Genomic DNA, 18,095 nt, shown 5'->3' on the forward strand with positions numbered 1-18,095 from the left:
CTTATGTATTCTTTTTTAAATTTTCTTCTGCAAAATCCCAATTAATCAAATAGTCAAGGAAAACTTTTATGTAGTCAATTCTATGATTTTGACAATCTAAATAATAGGCGTGCTCCCAGACATCCATAGTGAGTAATGGAACTTGGCCATAAATTAATGGCAAATCTGCATTTGGAGTTTTGGTGATTTTGAGCTTTCCTTTTTCGAGCACTAACCATACCCATCCACTACCAAATTGGCTTACTCCATGATTGGCAAATTCCCCACAAAACTTATCAAAACCACCGATATCATCTTGAATTTTTTTTGCCAGAAAACCATCATCTTTAGGTTTACCACCACCATTCTTCTTCATTGAATTCCAATAAAAAGTGTGGTTCCAAACTTGCGCTGCGTTATTAAATATGGGAACTTTATCGCTATTACCATGCACTTTTGTTATTATTTCCTCAATTTTCACATGTTGATAATCTGTATTTTCAACCAGCTCGTTGAGTTTATTTAAATATCCTTTATGGTGCTTATCATAATGAAAATCTAAGGTTTTTGCAGATATGTAAGGCTCTAAAGCTGTTTTATCATATGGTAATTCAGGTAAAGTAAAACTCATGACAATCTCCTTATTTTTGACCTACTTGGATGGTATGGTAATATGTGTTTTTGTGCAACATATAATTAATAGCTAAAACATTTAGGTATCTATTGTATTATTCTAAGTTTTATATCACAATAATGATTATTATATAATTTTCGAGGGTAAAGATGTCAGATGTATATGAAAGTCTTAAAAAAACATATGGGAATTTCCAGAAATATGTTAAGTATAGTACTATTCCTGCTATAAAAAAAAGTGATAACAGTAGAGTTCCACAAAATAGCTTCTATAAATCTGTATACTATATTGATAGTGCTTTAGGGCCAATCAAGGATATGATTGTAGGAGTAAATTATGATTTCGACACTCCAACAATGTGTCTGGGGAGAAGAAGTAAAAGAGTTTACGGTAAAGAGTATAATCTAGATCATGCTAATATTGCAAACTTATTACTTGTGCTCTATACAGGGTTTGCGTATGTTACGTATTTGCCATACAAATTGTTTTCACATCTAAAAGAAACAGACGGTCCAAAATCTCTTGTAGAGTATGCCAATAATTTGCAGGGCAACGCAGAAACACATGGTGAACCTCTCGCTAAATTCTTAAGTTTAGCTCTATCTTGCATTATCTCAACTGTCATCTGGACTGCCGCATTAACTATTACACCACTGGTTTGGGCTGTTGATAAAGTGGCAAGTAAGTTTAGTGACGCAAAGACTAAAGCTGCTAACCACCATGAAAATACTGTTACTGCAAGCTAATCTGCACAATATGGCTTTAACATCTAGCCATGGGCATTTTGTATTTGTGAATCTCAGGGGTGCAGGCCAGACGTCATACCACGATTCATTCGCGGTATCTCACCATAGATCCCGCTGACAAGCAGCAGGATGAAGGTTATCAGTAAACCTGAATTACTTTAGCTATGCAATGAGATTTCCTAAAAACACTTTGCAGCCAATCAATCCTTGATATAAAAAAAATTCCTTTAATAATAAGGCATGCTAATCAGGAATTTAATCAAACAAGCGACTAAAGTAGGAAGCAGTGAAAATGCAATACAATATATTGAGTATCTCTATCAATTTGAGAAGTTTAGAAACACATTAAACCTCACTTTATCACTAATCAAGCAAAATAGGCTTTCGTTTGAGATATATCAAGAGGGGTTAGTGGATATGGAAGAGGGAATGTGTAAGACAATCAGGTCTTCTGGTGTAAATAGGTATGTTATTGTGCTAAGAAGGTCAAACCCGTACATTATAGTGCATGAACTTTCACATATGGTTGAAAATGAGCTTAACTTGAGCCTAGAGCAGGAATTTCTCCATAAGGTTTACCAGGATATTGAGCAGAATTTAAGGCAAGCAAATGTTCTTGTGCAGAAAATTATTAGCCAAGTTATATTTAAGGAGATACAAGCTTATCAAACTGCAAAGTCACGCGCATCTGAATTGTTTGCACGCTATTTTGAGCTATTTGCTTGGGCACAAGAGGTTTATCCTAAGGATAAAGAATACTTAATTCGCACTCAAGATTTAAACAAAGTGTTCCTTGCTACTTATCAATGGAAAAAGAGCTGCCTGGATCCACAAATGATGGATAGAATAGATAAGGAAATCAAGGAATACAGCAATAAAACCGCCACTAAAGACGTAACCAAAGTGCAAAGCAGTTGGACTAATAAATTTTCTCCTGGGGGCAAAAAAATTAGCTCTATATTTGGAGATGACAATTAGCTTAGTATAGCTAGTGCAGGTTTTCCTACGTCATACCGCCGCGGCGCTAACACGTAGCGGAATGACGGTTGTCGGTAAATCTTTTAGTTATAGAAGTTAACTTTGCAGTTAACTTCTATAGCGTTTCAAGGTATAGTTTTTATAATAAAGTGTTCGAATATACATGAAAACCATTTTAGCTGTTGAAACAAGCTGCGATGAAACTGCAGTAGCGATTGTAAATAGTGACAAGCAAGTCCTTGCTCACGAAATTCTCTCCCAAGCAGAACACAAAAAACGCGGTGGGGTGATTCCTGAGATAGCTTCACGTGCTCATATGGAGCATTTAAGTGGTCTAATAAAAAGTGCCATGGAAAAATCTAACCTTAACTTTTGCGATCTGGATGCAATTGCAGCAACATCAGGACCAGGACTCATAGGTGGACTAATAGTTGGTACAATGATGGCTAAAGCAATTGCGCATGTAGCACAAAAACCGTTCATTGCAGTGAATCACTTAGAAGCGCATGCATTGGTTATTAGGTTACTGCATGAGGTAAAATTTCCATTTTTAGTCCTACTAATATCAGGTGGTCACTGTCAATTTTTAATTGCACAAGATGTAGGTAAATATATTAAACTTGGAGAAACGCTCGATGATTCACTAGGAGAAGCATTTGATAAAGTTGCTAAGATGCTGGGTTTAAGCTATCCCGGAGGGCCATTAATTGAAAAGTTAGCTAAAAAAGGCAATGGTGCAAGATTTAAACTGCCAAGAGCAATGATAAAACGTTCTGGATGTAATTTTTCGTTCTCTGGAATCAAAACAGCAGTAAAAAACTTAGTGCAGAAACTCGAAATGAGCGAGCAGGATGTGTGTGATGTATGTGCTTCGTTTCAAGAATGCATTAGCGACATACTATTAGACAGGGTTAGCAATGCAATTATTATGGCTGAATGTTTAAATATCAAAATCAATGACTTGGTGATTACCGGCGGAGTTGCAGCAAATAATTTCTTGAGAGAAAAATTGAAAAAACACATAAACTTAAATATATTTTTTCCCCCTAATAACCTATGCACAGATAACGCGGTTATGGTTGGATGGGCAGGAATTGAAAGGTTACAGAAGAACTATATAGATCCGCTCAATTTTGCACCAAGGCCGAGGTGGGAGTTGGACAGTTATTGAAAACTCTCAATTCTGAATTATAGCTAAAGTGACTTAGGTTTACCAACGATTTGAAAAACCGTCATTCCGCTACTTGTTAGCGGAATCTACACCGCGAATGAATCTATAGCTGTACGAACATTGTGATTTGAGAACAATTTCCACAAGGGAGGCTGTCATCCCAGTGCCAAGCACTGGAATGACAGCCTCCCCTGACAACCGTCATCCCGCTACGTGTTAGCGGGATCTCTTGTTAGCGCCGTGGCGGTATGACGTAGGATTGCTGTCATTCCGCTGCTTGTTAGCGGATGAGATACCGCGAATAAATCGCGGTATGACGGTTTGCGGCTGCATGACGATGGTTTATACCTCGTCATCCCGCTGCTTGTTAGCGGGATCTCTTGTTAGCGCCGCGGCGGTATGACGTAGCTCAGCTATAGGCAATGAAGGAAATATTAACTATACTTCTTTTTACCATTGTTTATATTTCCTATTTACATATATTAATATTTTATTCACTTAAAGTAAGTTAACTACCATTAATACTTCTGTAATAAAAATTGTATATGGTGCATGTAATCAAATTAAGAGGAAGATTGTGGAAATTACGCCATCAATAAAAAAAGAATTGAAGCAAAGTACTCTATATATTTGCCTAGAAAAATGCAAAAGTGCATTTTGGTTTATCTTTTGGTTTAGTGCGGGAATCAATTTATTAATGTTATTCCTACCACTTTATACCTCTCAAGTGCTTGATCGGGTGATATCAAGCGAAAGTGTGTCAACACTAACTATGCTGACAATTATCACTTTATCTGCATTTGCATGTTCTGCAATGCTTGAAACTTGTCGATATTTAGCCATGGCAAAAATAGGTGATTGGATCGATAAAACTGCAACACCAGATCTGATAGTAAGGTCAATCAGGCTAACGTCAGTGCAGAGCTCAACTTCGAGTGGTGAAGCAATACGAGATCTCGGGGTAATAAAAAATTTCATTACAGGAAATGGTATATTCTCACTGTTTGATACTCCATGGTCGTTAATTTACCTTGTTGTGATTTTCATGATACACACCTCCACGGGGCTTATAGCTATTGCTGGAATCATTATATTAGTCTCTATGGCAATATGGAATGAACTTGCCACTAAACGAATATTACAAGAAACCAACGAAGAAACTATACGGAATATCAATGCTATAGATGTTGCAACAAGAAATGCAGAAGTAGTTGAAGCTATGGGCATGTCAGAATTCATAGTCTCTGATTGGTGTAAACGAAATGATCAGAATCGAGCAATGCAAATTAAAGCACAAAATCGCTCTAATGTAATTACTGGAATCACTAAGTTTTTGCGCTCAACTCTGCAAATATCAGTAATTGGAACAGGTGCATTACTTGCAATTACAGCTCATAAAACTGCTGGTAGCATCATCGCTGCTTCAATTTTAATGGGTAGAGTATTAGCACCATTTGACGCTGCGGTTCATACTTGGAAGTTTTTAAATCAGGCTAGAATGTCATATGGAAGGCTACAAAGACTTATATTAACATCGCCAAAAAGAGAGCAAACGATGGCTCTACCAGAACCTGAAGGAAAATTGGAATTTGATAGAGTATTTTTTACTCCTTATGGAAGCAATAAGCCAACAGTAAAGGGAATATCATTTACGATAGAACCAGGAGACGTAGTTGGTGTTATCGGGGCCAGTGCTTCTGGTAAATCGACCATTGCAAAGCTAACTGTTGGTGTATGGAAACCCATATCTGGTGTAGTGAGACTAGATAGCGCTGATGTATACACTTGGAATCGAGAAAATTTTGGTAATTATGTTGGCTACTTACCTCAAGATATTGAGTTATTTAACACTAGTGTCAAAGCTAATATTGCTCGCATGAGACCAGATCCAAATCCTGAAGAAATAATCAAAGCAGCAAAAATTGCAGGAATACATGAACTAATACTAAGCTTACCAAATGGATATGATACAACAATAGGAGGTCCTGGAGGAGTAACGCTCTCTGGCGGCCAAAAACAGCTTCTTGGACTTGCTAGAGCTTTTTATGGTCACACAAAACTTTTAGTACTTGATGAACCAAACGCTAACTTAGATAGCAATGGAGAGGCATGCTTAATTAATGCAATTGGCATTGCAAGAAAGCAAAATACTACTACTGTTATCATCACTCACAAGCTACCGTTATTGTCCGTAGTTGATAAGGTGATCCTCATGTCAGATGGTGTCATTTACGCTATGGGACCAAAAGATGAGATTTTGAGCAAATTAGTTGCTCCATCATCAAATACCACAGAAGATGAGCGCTCTTCAGCAAATGGTTAGTTTACTTACACTAAATTCTGTATCTGAAATAACAACTGTTCCAGTATTACTAGAAATGTTTACCATTAGAAATAATATTACAAGAATAGTAAATAGATTAATAACTCCTATTAATTAAAGTTAATCGGCAGATAGTGTATATTTCTAATTAATGAGTTTTCTTAATTTATTAATTAAATAGCTTAATATTAGTAGTGATTTTATAGAAAAATTATAATATAAATAATGTTGCTGCGAAAATTTATAACAATATTTCCCTCTAACGTTTAATGAATTTCAATAAATTGCCTTTTTAATTCTAGATAAGTATACGTTTTGTTAATATGTTTAGTTCAAAATCCAAAAGTAAGTTTATGCTTTCTATTGGAGAAGAAGGCATAATGTTACTATATTTTAAAAATAATACTTTAAATAAAAGGTATTTTGTTAAGGGCAAAAACGATAAAGCAGTTTCCGATTTAATTTCATGTCTTTCGTCAGATAAAAAAGCACCTTTATACCTAGTGCTTAATCATGCAGATCAAAATTACTCGCTAAAGTTTATTACAAGGGCAAACAAGATTAGTGCTTATCTATCAGCAAAAACAAAGATGGAGCATTTTTCTCGTAATAATGACATAAGTTCAGTTTTTTTGGTTGAGAAGCCAAACAAATTCAATCAAAACTGGTGCTATCTTCTTGTTTCATCAAAAGCAAAGCATTTAGTAGAATATTGGTTGAATGTGTTTATTGAGATAGGCTCCAACTTTAAGGGAATATTAATGTTTCCTATAGAAATAAGTAATATAACAAAAAAGATTCTACATAAAGATCCTAATAATTGGAAAATTATAGTTGCTGCAACTAAAACGGGAGGCTATAGACAAGTGGTTCTTAAAGAGAATAAAATGGTATTTACGCGTTTGATACCATTTACTAATGATAATTTACCAGGAATTATTGCTGGTGGAATATATCAGGAAGTGCAAGATACTATTCGATCCTTAACTAAGTTTGGGTTTGAAAAAAATAACCCTATCGACCTTTGCATCATAGTGTCAGAAGATATTAAAGCTAGTTTATCAGTCATAAATTTTTCAGAGAACAGTGTGAACATATTAACTCCATATGAGTTAGGCAAACTATTAGGAGCAGAACTAGCTATAAGTGAAAAAGATAACTTTTGCGATACCATAATTTTGTTTCACAGCTTTAAGAATAAATTAGCAGCTATTTTTAATACAAAGGAAACTAAAGAATTTTATCTATTCAATTATCTTTATTTAAACTCTCCTCAAATTTTTCTATACTTCGCTTTGGTTTTAGTTGTAATTAATGCCCTTTGTTTGCTAAATTTGTATTCAAACTTCAGTGTCGCTGATAATTTATCCGCAAAGCAGAGCACCTTAAATAACCAATTAACAAAACTTAGCCAAAGCTATAATGTAAAAAAAATAGATGAAATTTATGACTTTATTAATATCAATAATATTTTATTAAAAATAGAATACTCTCCTCTTACACAAGTTAAGTATGTAGAAAAGTTAAAAGTACCAGGTATAGAGCTTCGATCATTTGAATGGAATTATAATGAGGCAAAAAGTTATATTACCACAACTTTAAGGTTTAATTTTCGATCCGGTAAAAATATTTCCTATCAATACGAGAAACTACAAAAAAATTTAAACGATAATTTTCGTACCTATGACATTAATATTTCTAACTTACCTGCTGCTAAAGGGCAAAATCTATCTATTGATGTTGAAATAGGAGAGGCAATGTAGATTAATGACTATCTCTCAATTAAAAAGAAAAGCTACAATTCAGTTTATATCGTATTTGTTATTATCTGTTGGATTAATAGGGTTATTAACATATGTTGTTATCTATAACGAAAAGGTTTATAATAAAAACCAAATTGCGATTGATAAAATACGTTCTATTAATTTACAGATTACTGGAATTCAAAAAAAGGAAGTTGTTCTAAATAAAAACCTAGATTTATGGAAAAAAATTTCTTCTTCAAATTTACACAGTAGCAGATACATTGCAAATTTAAATTTCGAGCTTAGCAGGTTATATAAAAAGTACTATATATTAGAACCTGAAATATCAATTTCTATACCCGAAGAAGTTGAGCTCCACAACAAAAGTGAACGCACAAAAGTAATAAAAAGTGAAGTGGTCCTAAATTTAAGTTCAATCAGCGATAAGCATATTTTTTTATTTCTACAGTCTATTCCAAATCTGCCCGGTTATGTTATGATCAAATCTCTTATTTTAAACAAGCAGAGAAATATTGATGCTGCAACTATGAATCAAATTTTGAATGGTAATATGATAGAGATAGTGAGAGTTAATATAGTCTTTGATTGGTATACTATATTAAGTAGATAAGGTGATGAACATAAAGCTGTTTTTTATTTTTACGCTACTCATTTCCAATGTTAATGCATATTGCAGTTGTGAAGATATCATAGAAAGCATAGAAATTTGTAAGGAGTATTCTTGCCGACAATATATTGGCAATGAAGATTTTATTGAGCATAAAATATTAGGATTAAATAGTGGAAATTTATGCGTATATATAGAAAAACAAGGTGATGATGAAATGGTTTGTCATCATTCTCAGTATGGAATGATGATAGAAAAAAGATATTTTGAAAGTATTCTTAAAGTTGGCAATCAAGAAATCGATGATTTTATTGATATAGCAAATTTGCGTGCAAAAGAGTGTTTCTTTATTAACAATCAAAAACTAAGCTATACAGATCGGGACGATATAATAAGAGAAGCAGTGGAAAGTGACTTTGACGTTTTGTCACAATATAGTAACGTAAAAAGCATTTTTTTTGATGAAGAGCCAGTTAATAGAATAGTCAATGAAATGGAAAAGTTCAATTTACGGTCTTCAAGAGCTGCAAAAGAGGAGGTGTCAGATAATTTCAACTGTAAAGTAGTGAGTTTAGACTCAATTTTATATCTTTCTCCCGATACATGGAAAATATGGGTAAATGGAAAGCTGTTTATAAATACTAAGGACTTAAAGGTGCACTCAGTCACTGAAAATTGTGTGACTTTTGTATGGGCCGTAGATCAAAAAGCAATAAAAAAGCATGCGAATGATTCTCAAAATGTATATCTTGGACAGGGAAGTGTTATGTTTACGCTTTATCCAAAACAAAAATTTGACTTGGATAGCTTATCTATTAAATAATTTAGTACATAGCCAAAGTGACTTAGGTTTACCGACAATTTGAAAAACCGTCATCCCGCTGCTCGTTAGCGGGATCTCAACATAGATACCGCGGGTGGGTAGCTATATATGCGCTTGTAGCTCAGTTGGATAGAGCGTTGCCCTCCGGAGGCAAAGGCCGTGGGTTCGAATCCCTCCAAGCGCACTTTTAATTAAATTTGACAATAGTACTTTCACATAAGATAATAAAGGGATTTATTTAGAGCATAATTATGTCTGGTGGTACCATAAACAAAGTCATATTAGTTGGTAATTTAGGAAAAGACCCTGAAATTAGAACTATGCAAAATGGAAAAGAGATGGCAAATTTCTCAATAGCCACGTCTGAAAGTTGGACTGACAAGCTTTCTGGTACACGCTCTGAAAAGACAGAATGGCATAATATCGTAATTTTTAGTGAAGGATTAGTAAAAGTTGTTAAAGATTTTGCGCGCAAAGGTAGTAAAGTTTATGTTGAAGGTTCTTTGAGAACTAGAAAATGGACTGACCAAAACGGTAGTGAAAGATACACAACAGAGGTGGTTCTATATAATTTTAATAGCGCTCTTACTCTCTTGGATTCGCGACCAAATTCCGATTACAAGCCAAGTGAATACAAGCAAAATGAAACAGAACAAAAAAATAAGCACGAAAGTTTTGACAACGATATAAAAGATGAACTAATCGATGATGAAATACCATTTTAACAATTTAAATTGAAATTTACATTTTTATGGACTGCTTGTGTTACTCCTTTTAATTGCAATGGGGATGAAATAGATTACTGCAGTTTGCAGCGTTTACTTACAATACAAGCTGAAGCTGAAAATGGCGTAGTGTTGCTAGGTAGCACAGGTGAAAGCCTATCGCTTACTGATTCTGAAAAGCGTACATTAGTTGAATTTGTATGTAAGCTAAAATTAAGTACGAAAATTATAATTGGTGTACCAGGGGTGAGTCTATATCAAACTCTTGAATGGCTTGATTTTTGCAAGGGTATGCCTATTCATAGCTATCTAATGACAACTCCCATTTATGCAAAGCCCGGAATTATGGGGCAGACTTTATGGTTTGAAAAGCTGCTTGAGAAAGCACATGTGCCGGCTATGTTTTACAATATTCCATCGAGAGCAGGAGTGAGTCTTCACGCTGAAACTGTACGCAACTTATCCAGCCACGAAAAATTTTGGGCTATCAAAGATTCAAGTGGCACCGTTGATACTTTAGCTCAGTATAAGAAAGTTGCACCAAACATTGAGGTATTTTGTGGAGATGATAATATGATATCAGGTATGGCTGCTAAGGGTGCGGCTGGTCTGGTTTCTGTTGCATCCAATATTTGGCCACGCGTAGTACATAAATATGTTAAGCAGTGTCTCAACTCTTCACTGTCATTCCAGCGCGTGACGCTGGAATCCAGAAGAAAAGCAACTACTCAAATGACAGAAAATGACGTAAAAAGTTCAACAGATATCTGGCAACAAGCTTGCAAAGCTCTATTTACTGCCAGCAATCCAATACCTACTAAAGCACTCCTGCATGACATTGGACTTATAGAACACAAAACTGTCCGCCTACCGCTCAGCACAGAAGACTTGCCTTCCGTTGGAATACTAAGGCAAGTGAATGCTTGGATGGAAAGAATTGGCTAGTCTTTAAAAATAACCAAGGTTAGGAAGAGTATTATCTGCAACACCATCAACTTTCACATCGCTGTCAACCGGGCTACCTGGTGGTGTTGGTGGAGAAGAAAAGCGTTCAGTTATTGCACTAAAAAGTGACATAGTAACCTTGCATGCTACTGCAGCTAAGACTGCTATAGCTAGGGGTGATTCAAGACCAAGAGCAGCTAAACCAGATCCAATTCCAAAAGAAACAACAGCCCCTGCTATAAGAGGTACAACACACTTACTCAATTCATCAAACGATTCAGCTTTTTCATTTATCTTTTTTTGGTCATATATATTACAATATATTTTATCGAAAAAGGTTCTATCTATAAGTAATAAAATGCCAACAAGCGTACACACAGCTAGCGGGGGCATAGAGCCAATCATTCCCCCTGCGATCAAAGGCGGTAAACTAGGACAATATTTAAGAGCTATGGTACTAGCTATGAGTCCCAAAGACCCTATGGTTACTGCTGCATATAATGCAAACTTTTTTTGATCAGGCATAAATGTCCCCTTTATTAATATATTCTTTCATTATTGCATAATTTTGCAACCAAAGTCAATTACATAACTGAGGGTTTTTAATTGACTTTGAGCGCACTTCAGTCTATACAATCCTAATATCTTAAGCTATAAGACATGTCAGATCTATAGCTAAAGTGGATTAGGTTTACCTACAATTTGAAAAACGACAAATTCGTCATTCCGCTACTAGTTAGCGGAATCTATGCCGAGATACTGCGGCGGTATGATGTGTTGCTTGGGTCAGCTATAGGACCTGTACCAGCACCATGACCTTACCCAGAAAAAATGGAGAGAAAGAAAGGAGTTTTTTTGTGGCAATCCAATCAATCCAATTAACAGCTTGCTCATTATAGTCTTGCAACTTTGATTTAATATACAATCCAAGTGTCATTTGAACACTCCCGAACTTATCACTTTATGCCACTGGTCTTCATCTAAAATTTCTACACCTAATTCCACTGCCTTTTTATATTTGGATCCTGGTTTTTCTCCTGCAATTAGGTAGTCAGTTTTAGCAGAAAGATGTGAGCTGACCTTTGCTCCTAGAGTTTTGGCTCTTACTTTTGCCTCTCCTCTACTCATAGCAAGTAGCTTACCAGTAAACACTATAATTTTATTATTTAAAACAGAGTCACTAGAGTTGGAGCTCACAGGAAGAATTTGAAGACAAGCAGTAAGATCATTTAACATTTTGATGTTATGTTCCTTAGAAAAAAATGATTCCAAAGATTCAGCCCCTTTTTTTCCTATGCCGTCTATACCGACTAGCTCAGTATTATCTGATGACAGTTCAATCATCGAATTATACCAATTATCATAAGAAACATAATAATCTGCAAGCAATTCTGCTGCAACTTGGCCAATAAATCTAATACCTAAAGAAAATATAAACCTATCTAGAGTTATTACCCTTCTGCTTTGTATAGAATTTAACAAATTAGCTATAGATTTCTCGCCCCAGCCAGACTGTCCTTCCAGATTAAATTCATCCAATTTTTCTTCTAAAGTAAAAATATCATGGATTTGTTTTATCAGATCAAGGTCGTAAAAAAACTCTATCTGCTTATCACCAAGGCCAACAATGTCAAATGCATCTTTCGATACAAAATGCTTTAGTTTTTCTATTATTTGAGCTTTACAGGCAAATTCCTCAGGACATCTTACTGCCGCCTCTCCCTCAACCTGACGTGCTTTACTACCACATTCAGGGCATACTCCAGGAAACACAAATTCAGGTGTATTTGGAAGACGAGAATCTCTGTTCACTTCAATGATCTGGGGAATTACATCTCCTGCCCTTTTGATTGTTACAATATCTCCCTCTCTTATGTCTTTACGTTTTATCTCATCTTGGTTATGCAGACTTGCTCTACTAACTAGCACCCCACCAATATTGACTGGCACTAAATCTGCAACTGGAGTTAAAACCCCTGTTCTGCCCACCTGTATAAATATCTTATTTAACTTTGTTTTTGCATAAACCGCAGAAAACTTGTATGCAAGTGCTGAGCGCGGTGCTTTGTGAGTATTCCCTAGACGATTTTGTAGTACCAAATCATTTACTTTATAGACTATTCCATCAATATCATAATCCAAGTTATAGCGACAATTATAGACCTCGTTATAGAACTTCAGCATTCCATCCAAACTGCTCGTTAAGGACTGATGCTCATTTACGCAAAAACCAAGTGCCTCAAGCTTATTTAGTATTTCACTTTGACTTTTCTCTGCTCCACCAATCAAAGAATAAGCAAAATATCTAAGTGGTCTACTTGCTGTAATGTTTGCATCCAATTGCTTTAGAGAACCAGCAGCTGCATTTCGAGGATTGGCAAATTCATCGGTTTCATTTAACTTTAAAAAGTCGCTGTTACTGATGTATATTTCACCTCTTACTTCCAATCTACCTTGCACAACTTGCAAAAACTTAGGAAAGCCTTTTATTGTTGCAACATTGTGAGTGACATCTTCCCCTACAAAACCATCACCTCGAGTTGCAGCTTTAACAAATCTTCCATCTTCATAAATTGCAGAAAATGACAACCCATCAATTTTTGGCTCACATAATATCTCTATTTTGTCCTCAATTAAAAACCTCTTTATTTTAGACAAAAATTTCTCTACATCTTGTTCGTCATAAGCATTCTCAAGAGAAAGCATAGGTTCTTGATGTTTCACCTTAGAAAACCTCTCATCAGGTGGAGCACCAACACTATCTTGTGTTGCATAAATTTCTGGAAATTGTGCCTCTATTTCAGCTAACTTTTTCTTCAGTTCATCATATTCAGCATCAGTTATTTCTGGCTTATTTTTTTGGTGATACAAAACATTATGATAATTTATTTGATCTTGTAGTTTTTCTCTCATCTTTTCTAAGTTAGTCATGATACCAATATAATGCTACATTAGCCTTTGTCGTCAAGTTGTGAATTTTCTTGAATTTATCATATGGTCTTAATCCATCAAATATCAAAGGTGCCACAATGCTATAGCCATATTTATTCTTCTCTTGCTCAATTGTATTAGCAGATCTCACTTGCTTTAGCAGTATATTTATATAAAATTAAAATAAATTAGAGTAAATAAGTTATTATTTTACAATATTGCTATTTAAATGCTAACAAGATTCGCTCCAAGCCCAACTGGCTATCTCCACGTAGGAAACGTACGGACTGCTTTGGTTTGTTGGATGTACACATGTAATCAAAATGGAAAATTTTTACTCCGTTTTGATGATACTGACCTTCAGCGTTCAGATGTCAAATATATAAATAATATCATAGAAGACCTAAAATGGATTGGTATCGATTGGGATGCAAGTTTTAAGCAATCAGAGCGCTTTGAGCGCTATAACAAGGTGTTCTTGCAGTTAATAAAAGAAGGGCATATTTATGCATGCTATGAAACAAGAGAAGAGTTAGAAATTAAACGAAAGTTGCAATTAAAACAAGGACTTCCTCCTGTTTATGACAGAAGTGCATTGCTTCTAACTGAGCAAGAGAAAATCCATTATGAGCAAGAAGGACGAAGACCACATTTCAGGTTTAGATTGGATAGAAATGAAGTTGTTAAATGGAATGATGAAGTTAAAGGTGAAATAAATATTGCAACAAGTCACATCAGCGATCCTGTGGTAAAAAGAGAAGATGGAATTTATACATACATGCTACCTTCTGTTATTGATGACGTTGACTTTAATGTAACCCATGTTGTACGTGGGGAAGATCATGTAACTAATACCGCAGTTCAGATCCAAATGATTAAAGCATTAAAAGCGAAAATCCCTATATTTACTCACCTTTCTCTACTACATTTTGATGATAGCAAGATATCGAAACGGAAAGGCGGGCTGGATATCAAGTCCATAAGAGAAGATGAGACTGAACCAATGGCGCTAGTTAGTTATTTAGTGAAGCTCGGAACATCCAATCCAATTGAAGCTTGCGCCTGTATGCAATCTTTGATTGACTCATTTGACATTAAAAAATTTAGCTCAGCATCTGTACAATTCAGCTTGAGTGAAGTATACAAGCTAAATAGCAAAGTGCTGCAACAAATGCCATTTGAAATGGTGCAAGACCGTTTAAATCAAATTGGAGTGGACTCCTCAGAGTTTTGGTATTTTATAAGGAACAATATAGAAAGGTTTTCTGAGGTGGCCAAGTGGTGGAAAATATGCAAATCTGATATAGAGCCTGTGATTCTTGATGAGGAGCTTATAAAAATTGCGTTCAATGCATTGCCTCAAGGCGATTGTAACGAAAACACATTATCAGAGTGGGTAAAAGCTATTCGACAGACATTGGATATAAAGGCAAAAGACTTATTTATGCAGTTGCGTTCAGCTTTAACAGGAACAGAAACAGGTCCAGAACTTGCTAAATTATTAATTTTTATCGGCAAAGAAAATATCATTGCAAGGTTAAAAGAAAAGTGAAAATCAAAAAATTATATAGTAACCAGACTGCATTCTGTGAAAAACACGATCTTTCATTTGAGCTTTCTTCAATTTAAAGTAAATACAGAAACTAGCTATCTTCAAAAATATAGTTGAATAATTGTTAATAGTAGTGTATAATTATTAATATTTTCCAAGCATTATGGCTCTTTCAAAATTTCTCGATCCTCGCAATGATTTGTGTTTCAAAAAAATCTTTGGAACGGAAAAAAATAAGAATATCCTTATTCACTTTTTGAACGATATTTTAGGATTTGCTGAGGCAAGTGCAATACAAGAAGTAGAATTCTTAAGTACTATCATGGATCCCGAAATTGCCTCTGATAAACAAAGTATTGTTGATGTTCTCTGCAAGGATTCTATTGGTAATAGGTTTGTGATTGAGATGCAACTGGCTCGTGATAAAGGTTTTGAGAAACGCGCTCAACTATATGCTGCTAAGGCTTACTCAAGACAATTAGATAAATCTGGCAACTACATTGATTTAAAGAAAGTCTTCTTTATTGCTATTTCCAATTGTAACTTACTTCCTGAAGAAGTTGGTTATATCTCTACTCACAATATACGTGATATAAAAACCAACGGCCATTACTTAAAAGATTTTCAATTTGTCTTTATTGAGTTACCTAAATTTACAAAAAGCAAAGTAGAACAGCTAGAAAGCATAGTAGATCGTTGGCTATTTTTCTTTAAATATGCTGAAGAAACGACAGATGAAGATCTAAAGAAAATTGCAGAAAAGGCACCAATAATAAAGCTAGCATATGATGAGTTAGATAAGTTTCGTTGGAACGAAAAAGATTTAGTAGCTTACGAAGAAAGAATAATGGATCTACGCAAAGAAGAAGCCATTCTTGAATACAGACTTGATCTTGCTGAAGAGAAAGGTATAGAAAAAGGTATAGAGAAAGGAAAAATTGAAGTCGCAAAAGCAATGCTGGCTAATAATGTTGATGTCAACACTATTGTCAAGTGTACTGGCCTTTCTATTAGTGAGATTGAAGAATTAAGTGGAAATCTGTGAACGGTTACATTACATAAAAGGTTTAAATATACTGGACATACTGATATACTTTCGTATTAAAAAACACCCAATAAGCAGAGTTGTAAGTGGAATAAACCACAAAATGTAAGTGCTAGGTGGGGTAGTTATAATTGAATTGCCGTAAGAATTTTTTAACTCTGAGATTATCTCTTCATCTGTGTATCCATCATTGATTTTTTTACGAATTGCTTCTCGCATATCATACGCAATCTGAGATCCAGATTCAGACAATGATTCGCCAGAACATATTGGACACCTTATTATTTCAAATAAACTGGTTGCTCGTTTTTCCATGCTTTTATCTCTGAGTTTATTATCCAGAGTAAAAGCGTTTACGCCTGAGTGAAATATCAATATGAAAAGTAAACTAACTACTGCTCTCATCCTTGGTTAATTGGGTTATTTTACTGAGTTGGTTCATAAAATCAGTGTTGGATAACTTTCCAATAAAGCTTGACCCTACATCATCATCGTACTTTATTGAAAATTGAACGCTGTCATCAGTTGTTTCTTCTGATAAGGAAGACATTAATTTTTCAAACGCATCTGAAGTTTTTGAGTCACCAATCATAAACGAGATTAATTCTTTATAATTTGATATAGCCACGTTGACTTTGTCTTTAAATGAAGACGTAACCAAATTATAATTTTGCATTCCACCATCTGCAGCAAGAGAAAAATTATTACTTTGAATTAAAAATTTCTCTATGTTGAAATTAACTCTGGAAGCTGAGATGTGGTTTACAAATTCGTAATCAAATTTAGTGTCGATACTAAGGTAACTTTCAGGACTTGCAGTATTTTTATACCGATAAGTATAAAAATCAAATCCTAGTTTAGTATTTCCACTTGGTTCTTTATCGAGGTGAAATTGAATGTAATTGCTTTTATCATTCACTTCAGTTATAACACTTTGCTGATTTTCTGAAACATCACATTTTAATCCATAATCTGCGTAACGAAGTGTATCTATATAGTCTATCACGGTACTATTTCTGTTGAATCGCAATGAAGATGGTAAATCATTTAGTCTAACAACAAAGTGGCTGCTATCGTTTGTGTGGCATTTTATATTCTTTTTCTCATCACCATGAACAACAATGTTGACTTCATTGCTTGGTATGTAGATATATACTGATTTATCAAACAATCTATTTTTTATCAATAAAGCATCAGATGAGATGGTTAATTGCTTATTGGAAAATTTTGGGTTTGTCACACGGAAAATTAGGTTAGAAGGAAGTCCACTGAAATCATGTGAAATATCAAACTTTTCGTCGTTAATGTATAGTATTGTTTCAGCTAAAAGATTTTTTACCTTACATGCAGAAAAATACCAAAAACCACTATACGCTACAGGAATAAACAAAAGTAAAGAGATGATAATATAGATAAAAATCTTACGCATAGCTAATTATTCCCCTGTTTATCCAATGATATATTTCTTGTACCCCTTGGTATGGTTACACACAAGCCGTCGATATCTTTTGTGATTTTTATTTGGCACCCAAGTCTTGATGTCTCTGTTAAGCCGAAGGCTAGATCTAACATATCGTTTTCCTCATCAGATATGGGATTATGCGTTTCTACAGCATCATAAAATTCTGGATCAACAATCACGTGGCATGTAGAACAAGCAAGAGAGCCTTCACATGCACCTTCAAGCAGATCTGGATCACTTCTGTGGGCTAAATTAAGCAGAGTTTCTCCCTCTGCAGCTTCATAGCTTTTCTCACTCCCATCAGGTAAAACAAAAGTAACAGATGGCATATTATTCCTATTAAAATCCTTACTAATTTCTCTGTATTCTACAGGTAATAACTAATATTTGCAAACTCTTTGCAATTCC

General features: G+C 34.8%; 18 protein-coding genes and 1 tRNA gene. 12 read left to right on the top strand and 7 right to left on the bottom strand.

Features of this window, described 5'->3' with window-relative positions:
* Position 1: 1 nt before the first annotated feature.
* Entirely contained in the window at positions 2-610 is a 609-nt protein-coding gene (locus tag ACE38O_RS05920) for a superoxide dismutase (protein ID WP_374698592.1), read from the bottom strand.
* Positions 611-762: 152 nt separating this feature from the next.
* Between ACE38O_RS05920 and ACE38O_RS05925 the strand changes: the two genes are divergently transcribed.
* The 10 genes from ACE38O_RS05925 (at position 763) to dapA (ending at position 10,697) form a co-directional block, all read left to right on the top strand.
* Positions 763-1,359: a hypothetical protein gene (locus tag ACE38O_RS05925; RefSeq protein WP_374698593.1), complete on the top strand. Its 597-nt coding sequence runs from the start codon at positions 763-765 to the stop codon at positions 1,357-1,359.
* A 240-nt stretch (positions 1,360-1,599) separates the two neighbouring features.
* Positions 1,600-2,337, top strand: a complete 738-nt coding sequence (locus ACE38O_RS05930) for a hypothetical protein (RefSeq protein WP_374698594.1) — start codon at positions 1,600-1,602, stop codon at positions 2,335-2,337.
* A gap of 163 nt (positions 2,338-2,500) precedes the next feature.
* On the top strand, positions 2,501-3,508 hold the full coding sequence (gene tsaD / locus ACE38O_RS05935; RefSeq protein ID WP_374698595.1) for a tRNA (adenosine(37)-N6)-threonylcarbamoyltransferase complex transferase subunit TsaD: 1,008 nt from the start codon (positions 2,501-2,503) through the stop codon (positions 3,506-3,508).
* 577 nt (positions 3,509-4,085) lie between these two features.
* On the top strand, positions 4,086-5,831 hold the full coding sequence (locus tag ACE38O_RS05940) for a type I secretion system permease/ATPase (RefSeq protein ID WP_374698596.1): 1,746 nt from the start codon (positions 4,086-4,088) through the stop codon (positions 5,829-5,831).
* 323 nt (positions 5,832-6,154) lie between these two features.
* On the top strand, positions 6,155-7,594 hold the full coding sequence (locus ACE38O_RS05945; protein WP_374698597.1) for a hypothetical protein: 1,440 nt from the start codon (positions 6,155-6,157) through the stop codon (positions 7,592-7,594).
* Between the two features lie 4 nt (positions 7,595-7,598).
* Entirely contained in the window at positions 7,599-8,207 is a 609-nt protein-coding gene (locus ACE38O_RS05950; RefSeq protein WP_182184030.1) for a hypothetical protein, read from the top strand.
* A gap of 4 nt (positions 8,208-8,211) precedes the next feature.
* Positions 8,212-9,027: a hypothetical protein gene (locus ACE38O_RS05955; RefSeq protein ID WP_374698598.1), complete on the top strand. Its 816-nt coding sequence runs from the start codon at positions 8,212-8,214 to the stop codon at positions 9,025-9,027.
* 110 nt (positions 9,028-9,137) lie between these two features.
* A tRNA-Arg gene (locus tag ACE38O_RS05960) sits at positions 9,138-9,211 on the top strand.
* Between the two features lie 67 nt (positions 9,212-9,278).
* The gene (gene ssb, locus ACE38O_RS05965; RefSeq protein ID WP_374698599.1) at positions 9,279-9,752 is read left to right on the top strand and encodes a single-stranded DNA-binding protein; all 474 of its coding nucleotides are present in this window, start codon (positions 9,279-9,281) and stop codon (positions 9,750-9,752) included.
* A 9-nt stretch (positions 9,753-9,761) separates the two neighbouring features.
* On the top strand, positions 9,762-10,697 hold the full coding sequence (dapA, locus tag ACE38O_RS05970) for a 4-hydroxy-tetrahydrodipicolinate synthase (protein WP_374698600.1): 936 nt from the start codon (positions 9,762-9,764) through the stop codon (positions 10,695-10,697).
* Positions 10,698-10,700: 3 nt separating this feature from the next.
* On the opposite strand, the gene ACE38O_RS05975 is transcribed toward dapA, so the two are convergent.
* The 3 genes from ACE38O_RS05975 to ACE38O_RS05985 form a co-directional block, all read right to left on the bottom strand.
* Positions 10,701-11,222 (bottom strand): hypothetical protein, encoded by a 522-nt coding sequence (locus ACE38O_RS05975; protein WP_374698601.1) that lies wholly within the window; start codon positions 11,220-11,222, stop codon positions 10,701-10,703.
* Between the two features lie 408 nt (positions 11,223-11,630).
* On the bottom strand, positions 11,631-13,628 hold the full coding sequence (ligA, locus tag ACE38O_RS05980; protein WP_374698602.1) for an NAD-dependent DNA ligase LigA: 1,998 nt from the start codon (positions 13,626-13,628) through the stop codon (positions 11,631-11,633).
* A complete protein-coding gene (locus ACE38O_RS05985; protein ID WP_374698603.1) occupies positions 13,621-13,779 on the bottom strand; it encodes a hypothetical protein in 159 nt (52 codons plus the stop codon). The genes ligA and ACE38O_RS05985 overlap by 8 nt, the downstream gene beginning before the upstream one ends.
* Positions 13,780-13,857: 78 nt before the next feature.
* On the opposite strand from ACE38O_RS05985, the gene gltX reads away from it, so the two are divergent.
* Positions 13,858-15,180: a glutamate--tRNA ligase gene (gene gltX / locus ACE38O_RS05990; RefSeq protein ID WP_374698604.1), complete on the top strand. Its 1,323-nt coding sequence runs from the start codon at positions 13,858-13,860 to the stop codon at positions 15,178-15,180.
* 163 nt (positions 15,181-15,343) lie between these two features.
* A complete protein-coding gene (locus ACE38O_RS05995; RefSeq protein WP_374698605.1) occupies positions 15,344-16,225 on the top strand; it encodes an Rpn family recombination-promoting nuclease/putative transposase in 882 nt (293 codons plus the stop codon).
* A gap of 9 nt (positions 16,226-16,234) precedes the next feature.
* Here the strand turns inward: ACE38O_RS05995 and ACE38O_RS06000 are convergent, their stop codons facing one another.
* Genes ACE38O_RS06000 through ACE38O_RS06010 form a run of 3 tightly spaced genes read right to left on the bottom strand, consistent with a single transcriptional unit; the run spans position 16,235 to position 18,016 of the window.
* Positions 16,235-16,630, bottom strand: a complete 396-nt coding sequence (locus ACE38O_RS06000) for a cytochrome c-type biogenesis protein CcmH (RefSeq protein ID WP_264735675.1) — start codon at positions 16,628-16,630, stop codon at positions 16,235-16,237.
* Positions 16,614-17,654, bottom strand: coding sequence for a hypothetical protein (locus tag ACE38O_RS06005; RefSeq protein ID WP_374698606.1), 1,041 nt, complete (start codon positions 17,652-17,654; stop codon positions 16,614-16,616). The genes ACE38O_RS06000 and ACE38O_RS06005 overlap by 17 nt, the downstream gene beginning before the upstream one ends.
* 2 nt (positions 17,655-17,656) lie before the next feature.
* Positions 17,657-18,016, bottom strand: a complete 360-nt coding sequence (locus tag ACE38O_RS06010; RefSeq protein ID WP_374698607.1) for a ferredoxin family 2Fe-2S iron-sulfur cluster binding protein — start codon at positions 18,014-18,016, stop codon at positions 17,657-17,659.
* Positions 18,017-18,095: the final 79 nt, after the last annotated feature.

It is taken from the genome of Wolbachia endosymbiont (group B) of Limnophora tigrina, from assembly GCF_964263235.1.
GTDB lineage: Bacteria > Pseudomonadota > Alphaproteobacteria > Rickettsiales > Anaplasmataceae > Wolbachia.

Excerpts from the sequence above, each read along its gene's own strand:
- ligA (WP_374698602.1), bottom strand. The coding sequence starts at position 13,628 with ATGACTAACTTAGAAAAGATGAGAGAAAAACTACAAGATCAAATAAAT.
- ssb (WP_374698599.1), top strand. The coding sequence starts at position 9,279 with ATGTCTGGTGGTACCATAAACAAAGTCATATTAGTTGGTAATTTAGGA.
- ACE38O_RS05975 (WP_374698601.1), bottom strand. The coding sequence starts at position 11,222 with ATGCCTGATCAAAAAAAGTTTGCATTATATGCAGCAGTAACCATAGGG.
- ACE38O_RS06000 (WP_264735675.1), bottom strand. The coding sequence starts at position 16,630 with ATGAGAGCAGTAGTTAGTTTACTTTTCATATTGATATTTCACTCAGGC.
- ACE38O_RS05930 (WP_374698594.1), top strand. The coding sequence starts at position 1,600 with ATGCTAATCAGGAATTTAATCAAACAAGCGACTAAAGTAGGAAGCAGT.
- ACE38O_RS05925 (WP_374698593.1), top strand. The coding sequence starts at position 763 with ATGTCAGATGTATATGAAAGTCTTAAAAAAACATATGGGAATTTCCAG.
- ACE38O_RS05945 (WP_374698597.1), top strand. The coding sequence starts at position 6,155 with ATGTTTAGTTCAAAATCCAAAAGTAAGTTTATGCTTTCTATTGGAGAA.
- ACE38O_RS06005 (WP_374698606.1), bottom strand. The coding sequence starts at position 17,654 with ATGCGTAAGATTTTTATCTATATTATCATCTCTTTACTTTTGTTTATT.
- gltX (WP_374698604.1), top strand. The coding sequence starts at position 13,858 with ATGCTAACAAGATTCGCTCCAAGCCCAACTGGCTATCTCCACGTAGGA.
- ACE38O_RS05950 (WP_182184030.1), top strand. The coding sequence starts at position 7,599 with ATGACTATCTCTCAATTAAAAAGAAAAGCTACAATTCAGTTTATATCG.
- tsaD (WP_374698595.1), top strand. The coding sequence starts at position 2,501 with ATGAAAACCATTTTAGCTGTTGAAACAAGCTGCGATGAAACTGCAGTA.
- ACE38O_RS06010 (WP_374698607.1), bottom strand. The coding sequence starts at position 18,016 with ATGCCATCTGTTACTTTTGTTTTACCTGATGGGAGTGAGAAAAGCTAT.
- ACE38O_RS05955 (WP_374698598.1), top strand. The coding sequence starts at position 8,212 with ATGAACATAAAGCTGTTTTTTATTTTTACGCTACTCATTTCCAATGTT.
- ACE38O_RS05920 (WP_374698592.1), bottom strand. The coding sequence starts at position 610 with ATGAGTTTTACTTTACCTGAATTACCATATGATAAAACAGCTTTAGAG.
- ACE38O_RS05995 (WP_374698605.1), top strand. The coding sequence starts at position 15,344 with ATGGCTCTTTCAAAATTTCTCGATCCTCGCAATGATTTGTGTTTCAAA.